Origin of the sequence: Sulfolobus sp. B1, from assembly GCF_007050195.1 — an archaeon.
Lineage (GTDB): Archaea > Thermoproteota > Thermoprotei_A > Sulfolobales > Sulfolobaceae > Saccharolobus.
On sequence record NZ_QIMI01000063.1, the window covers coordinates 1 to 9,342 of the forward strand.

11 protein-coding genes are annotated in these 9,342 nt (G+C 34.7%); 10 read left to right on the top strand and 1 reads right to left on the bottom strand.

Going from position 1 to position 9,342, the window contains the following annotated elements:
• The 8 genes from DMP16_RS05695 to DMP16_RS05725 form a co-directional block, all read left to right on the top strand.
• Window positions 1-556, top strand: a 556-nt coding sequence (locus DMP16_RS05695) for a cbb3-type cytochrome c oxidase subunit I (RefSeq protein ID WP_185957821.1), incomplete at its 5' end; no start/stop codon positions are given.
• Window positions 549-2,255, top strand: coding sequence for a proton pump complex cytochrome B SoxC (gene soxC, locus DMP16_RS05700; protein WP_143576965.1), 1,707 nt, complete (start codon window positions 549-551; stop codon window positions 2,253-2,255). The genes DMP16_RS05695 and soxC, both read left to right, overlap by 8 nt.
• Before the next feature lie 6 nt (window positions 2,256-2,261).
• Entirely contained in the window at window positions 2,262-2,384 is a 123-nt protein-coding gene (locus DMP16_RS11355) for a hypothetical protein (protein WP_255446811.1), read from the top strand.
• A gap of 2 nt (window positions 2,385-2,386) precedes the next feature.
• Window positions 2,387-2,581, top strand: a complete 195-nt coding sequence (locus DMP16_RS05705) for a hypothetical protein (protein WP_069283609.1) — start codon at window positions 2,387-2,389, stop codon at window positions 2,579-2,581.
• 615 nt (window positions 2,582-3,196) lie between these two features.
• Entirely contained in the window at window positions 3,197-3,883 is a 687-nt protein-coding gene (locus tag DMP16_RS05710; protein ID WP_069284697.1) for a phosphatase PAP2 family protein, read from the top strand.
• A 212-nt stretch (window positions 3,884-4,095) separates the two neighbouring features.
• Window positions 4,096-4,581 (top strand): TRASH domain-containing protein, encoded by a 486-nt coding sequence (locus tag DMP16_RS05715; RefSeq protein ID WP_069283611.1) that lies wholly within the window; start codon window positions 4,096-4,098, stop codon window positions 4,579-4,581.
• A 96-nt stretch (window positions 4,582-4,677) separates the two neighbouring features.
• The gene (locus DMP16_RS05720; RefSeq protein WP_069284698.1) at window positions 4,678-4,842 is read left to right on the top strand and encodes a YHS domain-containing protein; all 165 of its coding nucleotides are present in this window, start codon (window positions 4,678-4,680) and stop codon (window positions 4,840-4,842) included.
• Window positions 4,835-7,042 carry a cation-translocating P-type ATPase gene (locus DMP16_RS05725; RefSeq protein WP_069283613.1) on the top strand — a complete coding sequence of 736 codons (2,208 nt, stop codon included), beginning with the start codon at window positions 4,835-4,837 and terminating at the stop codon, window positions 7,040-7,042. The genes DMP16_RS05720 and DMP16_RS05725 overlap by 8 nt, the downstream gene beginning before the upstream one ends.
• An 80-nt stretch (window positions 7,043-7,122) precedes the next feature.
• Here the strand turns inward: DMP16_RS05725 and DMP16_RS05730 are convergent, their stop codons facing one another.
• Window positions 7,123-7,572, bottom strand: a complete 450-nt coding sequence (locus DMP16_RS05730) for a hypothetical protein (protein ID WP_069283615.1) — start codon at window positions 7,570-7,572, stop codon at window positions 7,123-7,125.
• Window positions 7,573-7,770: 198 nt separating this feature from the next.
• On the opposite strand from DMP16_RS05730, the gene DMP16_RS05735 reads away from it, so the two are divergent.
• The gene (locus DMP16_RS05735; protein ID WP_069283616.1) at window positions 7,771-8,706 is read left to right on the top strand and encodes an ABC transporter ATP-binding protein; all 936 of its coding nucleotides are present in this window, start codon (window positions 7,771-7,773) and stop codon (window positions 8,704-8,706) included.
• Window positions 8,697-9,342, top strand: a 646-nt coding sequence (locus tag DMP16_RS05740) for an ABC transporter permease (protein WP_143576966.1), incomplete at its 3' end; no start/stop codon positions are given. The genes DMP16_RS05735 and DMP16_RS05740, both read left to right, overlap by 10 nt.

Genomic DNA, 9,342 nt, shown 5'->3' on the forward strand with positions numbered 1-9,342 from the left:
CCAGAAGTATAATTGGAAAGACCCAGTAGGGATGGGAGCATTAATTGCACTTATTGGATTCATATTAGCTGGAGTTCAAGCATTAGTTTTACCAGAAAATTCAATAAATGCAATATTTCATAACACATATTACGTAGTCGGACATTTTCACTTAATGATCTGGACCCTCATAGTCATGGGCTTTACCACGGTATTCTTGGATATGATAAAAAGCACGCTTACTGGATATAACTTTAGTGAGCAAGCTTCAAAGTGGATGAGAGTAGGAATGATCTGGTGGACAGTGCCATTCATAGGAGTAGGTTATGCAATGTCTGTCGCAGGTTATTTAGGATTCTTAAGAAGAATGATAGCCTATCCGATAATTTTCCAGCCGTACAACCTTATAGAGTCTTTCTTGGCTGAAGTGGGAATACCCGGGTTACTTGTGACGTTATTCGTAGGAATATTCGATGCACTGGCTTATGCGTCTAAGCAAACAGTTTTTTCAGCTCCTCCACCTTCCTCTTCCCTTACTATGCAGGTTAATGGAAATGAGGTGAAAAAAGTTGGTTGAACAAGAGAAAAAAGGAATTATAGATACCATTTTAGATAGAGTAGGAATTAATGAAGCGCCATTATTTCGAACTCCAGATTATATGTACAATATATCCTACTGGCTAGGTGCCATGGTCGCAGCTTCATTTGCATATACTGTAATTACGGGCCTATTCTTACTATTATATTATCAACCTGCTTTCGCTTATCAATCTACTCAAAGTATAATTAACGGCGTGCCTTATGGTCCTGTGTTATTATTTAGTCACTTATATGGAGCATACATTATGATCATATTAGCCTATATCCATATGTTCAGAAACTTCTATAAAGGAGCATATAAAAAGCCTAGAGAACTACAATGGGTAACTGGCGTAATTTTACTTGCTTTAACACTAGGTGCTTCGTTCTTTGGATATAGTTTGGTAAGTGATGTACTAGGTGTGAATGCAATAGATATAGGAAGCGAATTGCTTGTGGGAACCGGAATACCCGGCGCTTCAACGATAGTTGGCTGGTTATTTGGTCCAGGTGGAAGTGCGGCACTCTCATCTAATCCATTAGTAAGATCTGAGTTATTTGATAGGCTGTTAGGTTGGCACATAATTCTAGTATTCTTAATAGGTGTTGTATTCCTATTCCATTTCATGCTGTCTGAGAGGTATGGAATGACGCCTAGAAGTAGTGATAAGCCTAAGGTCCCAGCATATTATACTAAAGAGGAGCAAATGAGGTTTAATGAATGGTGGCCTAGGAATTTTGTATACATGCTATCCATAGTTCTATTAACATGGGGTATAATATTATTTGTACCCAACTTATTAGCAAATATAAATGGTTTACCCATCGTTATTAATCCTCATCCGGCACCACAAGCAGGATCTCCTCAAGCAGTTAGTGTAGAGCCTTATCCTCCATGGTTCTTCTTATTCTTATACAAGTTCGTAGACTTCTTATTGCCTAACGGAATGCCGATTACGCCGATACTAGTATTGGCAATATTAGTAGTAGGTTTAGTAATACTTATGCTTTTGCCATTCTTAGATCCTTCAGACTACATTAGTGTAGCCAGAAGGAAATTCTGGACTTGGATAATGAGCACACTAGCAATATATCTTATTGAACTATCTATATGGGGATACTTACAACCTGGTGTTCCAGAACCAACTACTGCCCAGATAGAATACTTAGGTCCACCATTAGTAATAATAGGCTTAATAGTTTATCTATGGCCCACCAAAGGCAATACAAATAATGCAGGGGGAGGGAATATTAACTTGGTAAAAGCTCATAACACTACTAAGGTAATTAAAATGAACATTACGCCATTAGAGATATTATTGGGTGCTGTTGGTGCTTTATCTTTCTCTGCTACATTATTCAACTTTATTGAGTTTCCAACAATCGTTAACGGCATAATCTTAATCCCTCTAGGATTATTTGTGGCATATATGCTAAGGAGAGTTGCAGCTTATATTTTAGGTAGAAAGCCCATTGCAGCAGTAGGTAGTCAAGTTGGTTACAGCTGGAAGAAGAGGGCTGCCTTTTATGGAATAATAGTAATTTTTGTAGTCTCACTATTCTTACTAGGATTGATGTGGACCTTACCAAGTATAGGACCTAAGGCTACGTACGCAGGAATGGACTTAGGTGTAATACTTATGTTATGGGGTATTGGAGTTCAATTATATCATTATGAGGTCTACGTTAAGGAGTGATGCTCGATGACTAGGCTAGGAATAGCCATTTTAAGTTTAATACTAGGCGCTACAGCATTCATGGCTGGATTTATGGCGTATAACCTTCTGTGGGACTCAGTTAGGTTAATCACAATACTGGTGAGGTGAAGATGAATAAAGTATCATTAGCAGGAGTTATTGCAGGTATTGTAGCTATATTTTTTATAGCAATATCAGTCCCATTGGATTTTGTCTCTTCCAGAGCAATAGGTGATGGATTAACAAGCATCATAATGGCTAGCATTTACATGATATTAACAGCAATAGTCTTTCTAGTTCTGTTTAGGGGTATAAATAAGATATAAATTTAAGATATATTCTATTTTTTTGATAACTAATACGCGTAAATAATTAACATTTTTTGCTTATTAGCTTCGGTACTATATAATAAAATCTATCATATTCGCTATTAAATTGAACAATATTTAGCAATGACTTTAAATAGATAACGCTTCCTAAATAATTTTATCCATCTTAAGTATAGATAATAACTTATTTGATATTGTATAAACAAAATTTTTACATAGTATAAACCCTCATGAGGAAGGGTGAATTGAGGTTTATAATGAAGAAAATTTTTGATAGATTATTCCTCTTTTAAGACTAGAGGCAATTAACAAGCTTTATGAAATTTACGAGCTGGCGAGTGGAATTCTCGCTTAAATATCTATAAGCAATCATTATAAAATATCATCTGAATTAGGCAATTTTATGCTATTACAAAATCTTAATATAATAATAGTGAAAAAGTTAAAATCTTAAAGCCCTCTATCGTTAACGAGTTAGTTATCCTACGTTTCTAGTCTTAACGTATAGTGGGTAATTTAAGCAGTTTATCAACAATAAAATTCGGTATTCTAAAAATCATTTTTTGGAGTAATTTTATATAACTCTAAGGTATAGAGAAGATGTCCATGGTCATAAAGTGGAAATATGTTTTCATAATATACGCCATTTATTTGGTAATTTCGGCAATTATTAAAGTGATAGGTGAAAAGAGCTTTCCAGGGAACGTTTACCTCTTTCATCTCATTAATGATGCTCAGATTTCTCCGTTAAACCCAATCATGGTTTTCTTCTCCAAGTACGGGAGGGAATATATATGGATACCTGTAACAGCCATATTGTTTATAGTTGGTGGTAAATATAGAAGATCTTCATTACTACTCGTAGGTGGATTCATAATAGCTATTATCTTAGGAGAGATCTCAAAATATGCTATGGCTCAGCCTAGACCATTTCTAGAACTAAGTCACGTAAATTTGCTGGTCCCTAAGCCTACAGATTTCTCTTATCCTTCTGGCCATGCACTAATCGTGAGTGTAGGAGCTGTAATTGTGCTCCTTACATTACCATATTATATTTCAATTCCACTTTTAGTTGAAGCTTTAATAGTCAGTTATTCTCGAGTCTATGTGGGAGTACATTGGCCCTTAGATGTTTTAGCTGGATGGATACTTGGAATTGCAATAGGACTAACTGCCATAAACCTTGAGAACTTTATCAATAAAATATACTATAAAGTTTCTGTAAGTGTACTTAACTCAATTCACAAGAATAGTATTTACAGAAAAAATGATAAAACTAATTATTGTCAAATTGATTAGTAAAAGTTTATTAATTACTGCTAATTATCCTTAGTTATTTATCATATTTAAAAGGACTTTTTTAAGATTTGCTTAGAACTATAGCATGAGAGACAATCAGACTCTTCCTCGTTTATCCCCATTAAATCTAATTAAGCTTCCATACAGAATTATTATACCTTACATATCTAGAGAGGGAAGAAATTTATCTTATCTTATAAATATATTATAACGTGAGAAGGAAACTTTCTGACTTAGAGTATAGAGCGCTTGAAATTTTAAGAGAAGATTCTAGGATAAGCGCAAGCGAGCTAGCTAAAAGACTAAACGTAAGTAGAAGCACTGCAACTAAACTCATAACAAGACTAAGGGAAAAGGGGGTTAAATTTACTATTGAATTTATGTCTGAATCGTTCATTGGCTTCGTTATATCAGAAGAGTGCAATGGTGAATGCTATAAATTGCTCGATGGAAGGTATATGAATCTAGTTAGAGCTAACACGCTAGACGAATTGCAAATCAAATTGAGTCAGATAAAAGGTAAAGAGATTACTTTCTTAGCTAGGAATGATTTTACATTAAAATGTGATTATTGCGGAAAAGAAATACATGATAGCCCAATAACGTTTAGAATGGGTAGGAGGGTTTACTATGCGTGCTGTAGTTCTTGCCTAGAGGGAATAAAGAAAAAATTTGCACGTAGGATCGTTAGTAAATAGAGCTAATTATGTGTTCATTTTGCACGTAAATTTTTAGTTTTACGTTCAATATGACGCAAGATAAAAATCTTAATGCCATACTCTATATATTATCTTATGATTGATCCAGTATGTGGAATGGAAGTAGACGAGAAGAGCAAATATAAGACAATGTATAAGGGAAAGATGTATTATTTCTGTTCAGCAGGTTGTCTTAGAGAATTTCAGAAAAATCCAGAGGAGTACTTAAGGGGAGGACCTAAGGGAATGCCCAATGGATAAAGAGGAGGAGCTAAAAATAATAGGAATGCATTGTGCAACGTGCGTGTTAACAGTATCAAAATCATTAAAAAGTGTAAGAGGTGTAAGGGATGCTGAAGTAAACTTAGCTACTGGTACAGCTAAGGTCATATTATCAGATAGCGTTAGAGTAAAGGACTTGATAAGGGCGGTAAGAAAGGCTGGCTATGATGTTGCAACTGATAGATTTACAATTAGAGTTGAAGTCAATCCAGAGGAATTACCAAAAATTGAGAAGAAATTAATCGAAACTAAAGGAGTAATAGATGTAAATTCTAATGCAAGCCTAGGTACTATAACGATAGAATACAATCCCTTAGTTATAACCAAAGAAGATATACTGAGAGAAGCTAAGATTAAGGGAGAGATATTAAGTTCTGAGAAAAGCGAGAAGGATATAACTTATAGGGAATTTAAAGACTTATCAAGAAGATTAATTGTTGGTATTATTTTTTCGATTCTATCTCTCGTATTCACACACTACTCATTATTTTTATCTATACCAGTAGTATATTACTCTGGTCTGAGGTTTCATAGAGGAGCGTATAGAGCGTTGAAAAATAAATCAACTAACATGGATGTTTTAGTATCATTATCATCAAATGTAATGTGGATATCCAGCATATTTTTACCTAATCATCCGTTCTTCATGGACTCAGCTTTACTGATTACTTTCGTATTAATTGGCAAGACTTTAGAGGCTTACATCAAAGCTAGGATGAGTTCTGATATCATCGTAGAACCATATAAGGCTAGGTTAAAGGATGGGAGATTAGTTGATTCAAGTAAGTTAAATGTTGGCGACGTGATAATAGTGAAATCAGGTGAGAGAATCCCCGCTGATGGAATTATAGATAATGGAGAAGGAGAAGTCGACGAATCAATATTAACTGGGGAACAGAAACCAGTATTAAAGAAGAAGGGTGACAGTGTATTAGCGGGAAGTGTTTTAGCTAATGGTTATCTAGAAATCTACGTTACAAGGAATTGGGATAGAAGTTATATAATGCAATTAACCCAAACTGTTAGGGAAGCCTATAACGCTAGAGTATCCATACAAGGTTTAGTAGATAAGGTCTCTGAAGTATTTGTACCAACCATAATTACAATTTCCATTATAACTTTTCTAACGTGGAGATTCTTACTACATTCCACGATAATATCTTCCCTACTATTTAGCGTAGCCGTTTTAGCTGTAGCTTGTCCTTGTGCTTTGGGATTAGCGACCCCTATGGCTATATTAGTTAGAGTTCATAGGTCATTAAAGAGAGGAATAGTTTTTAGGGACGGTAACGTTCTAGAGGAGCTAAAGAACGTAAACTTAGTCATATTTGATAAGACTGGTACGATTACTGAAGGAAAGTATTCAATAGTGAGCAAAAAGGAATTCATTGAAGGGGCTTTTGAATTGGCTTCTATAGCTGAGTCAAAGAGTAACCATCCCATAGCTAGGGCTTTTCCCACAATTAATGGGATAGTTGAGACATTTGAAGAATTTCCTGGTAGAGGTATATATGCGAGAGTTAACGGAAATGATGTAATTGTTGGAAATAAGGATTTCGTACTAAATAATTGTGAGTGGAATGTTGAAGATAAAGAAGGGGATATACTCATTTGCGTAAATAATAAGGCGGGAGGAATACTAAGTGTTAGAGATAAGATTAGGGAAGAAGCTAAAGACGTGATAAACTTTCTCAAGTATAAGAAAATTAACGTTGTTATAGCCACGGGAGATCATAGTGAACAAGTTGAAGAGATAGCGAATGAGTTGGGCATTAAGTATTATAAAGGTCTTACCCCGGAAGATAAAGTTGATCTAGTTAGAAAATTCAAAGATGAGGGTTATAAGGTAATGTTTGTAGGAGATGGTGTTAACGATGCGATAGCGATAAAAGAAGCTGATGTTGGTGTTGCCATATACAGCGGAACAGAATTAGCTAAGAGTGCAGGAAAAGTGATTATTAGGTCATTGAAAGATATTGAAGAACTCTTCCGTGAATCTAATTTAGCTATTAGAAAAGTAAAGGAGAATCTTGCATGGGCTTTTGGATATAACATAATAATGGTACCGTTAGCTTCTGGCTTACTATATCCTTATATATTCCTACCTCCGGAATATGCTGCACTAGCTATGAGCTTTAGTAGTGTAATAGTTAGCTTATGGTCCCTAGTTCCCATATAGATACTGCACTCTTCATAATAAGTTAAATAAAGTTGAACAGAAGATATTATAAAACACTTACCTTGAATAACTTAAAAACTTTAACTCTGAGCATTGACTACAATTTCTTTCTTATTATTAGCAGAATCCTCTTGTTTCTTCTTAGCTTCTACTTTTGAGAGGATATAATTAATTGCTCTTTGTAACTCAGCCTTATGTTTAGTAGTAATATGTTTCTCTAACTTAGCTTCATCTATCTTCTCGTTACATATTAAGCATGTATAAAGTGTATCTGTCTTGTAAACTATAGGGCTCACTTTTGCATTTGACTCCTTTATCAACTTTATTAACTTTCTAGCTTTTCCTTCACTTCCAACTTTCTCCACGAATCTCATAATATTTCCTCTGATCGTATGCTTCGTTATGTTATATTTGTGGGCTAATACGCTAGGTCTTTCTCCTTCAACTAGATAACTATAAATAGCATCTACTACATATGCTTTATCCGCTAACATCTTTATTGCTAAGTATTTTATACTCTCATTGGTCATACATAAAATATTCTCCTAGGAGTTTTTAAACCTTTCTATTATAACTACTTTATACTTATACCCTATTATAACTATCATACGAGTGATACAATTGAAATTATATCGATTATCAAACCAATGATCTTATCACATCTGATAAGTAAAATGTTAAGCTTATATAAGAAAAGTTTAATTTCGATATCGTCAAATATTTAACTAATGACGATTGAAGTTGTCAACATTTCAAAGATCTTTAAAATAAGAAGAAAAGTAATTAAAGCATTAGATGACGTAACGTTTAAAATCGAGAAGAAAAGTATAGGAGCCCTTGTAGGACCAAACGGTGCTGGTAAGACTACTTTGATAAAGATCCTCTCCACACTATTAATACCCACAACAGGGGATGCAATAGTAAATGGGTATAGCGTGACAAGAGAAGAGAAGAAAGTTAGAGAATCCATAGGCTTGGTAACTGTTAGTGAAAGATTGTTTTACTACAGATTGACAGCATTGGAGAACTTAATATTTTTCGCCAGTTTACAGAACTTATCATTATCAGATGCTAAAAAAAGGGCAAATGAGTTATTAGAGTTAGTAGGATTATCAGAGTGGGCTAATATACCATATATGAAGTTTAGTACAGGGATGCAGAGGAAACTAGCCTTAGCAAGAGCATTAATAACTGATCCTCCAATTTTATTGCTTGACGAACCTACATTAGGTTTGGATCCTCTTTCAGCAAGAATGTTTAGAGATCTCGTGAGGAGAATTAGTAGAGAAAAGACTGTTTTGCTCACTTCACATTATATGAAAGACATAGAGGAACTAGCTGAAAAAATTATACTTCTCAAAAAAGGTAAGGTTTTAGTAGAAGGGACAAGAGAAACTCTTAAGAACTATTTGGGTAAAGTAGTTGAGGTAGAGGTAGGCGACTATCCTACTGCGTTAGGAAAATATGTGATAGAAACTAGCAGAGACTATTATGTGTTGAGAGTTCCGGAAAAGGAATTAGATGAACTTAAGGACTACAGAATTATCAAAGAAGAAGATCCTTCATTAGAGGATGTTTACGTTTATCTCATAGGAGACGTTGAGGATTCTGCAAGGTTAGAAGCCGTTAGAAGAGGTGGGAGGTGGGGTAGAGGATGGGAATAAGTGGAAAATTATATTCTTTCCTATACCTTAGAGGATTTAGAGTATGGGTTTCATACAGAACTCAAACTGTCCTAACGGTATTAGGCTGGGTTCTGCCAGTGTTTACTTATTATTTTGTAGGAACTTCTTTAGGAAATAGATTAGTTACTGAAATAGGAGTTAAAGATTATACAGCATTCTTTACGGTAGGCTTAGCTTTTCAAGGCTATGTATCGTCTGTAATTTCTACGATAAGCCAGAGACTGAGAAATGAACAACTTTATGGAACTATAGAGTATTATGTAATTTCTAGAACTGGAACCATTGGTTTTCTATTATATTCTGCTTTATGGGGATTAGTATTAAATACCGTTAATGCTGTCGTAATACTCGCAATAGGATACGCTTTAGGAGCTGATTACCACATTAATATTTTAAGCACTCTATTAATACTTGTTCTACTACTTATATCTACTCTAGGAATAGGAATGCTCGCGGGAGCTGTAACCATGATAACCAAACAAGGTAATCCCATTTCACTATTCTTTAACACTTTCACTAACTTACTAGCAGGAACAGTATTTCCTATTACTGTTCTACCAATATACATTAGATACATTAGTTATGCGATACCATTAACGTGGGCACTACAGGGAT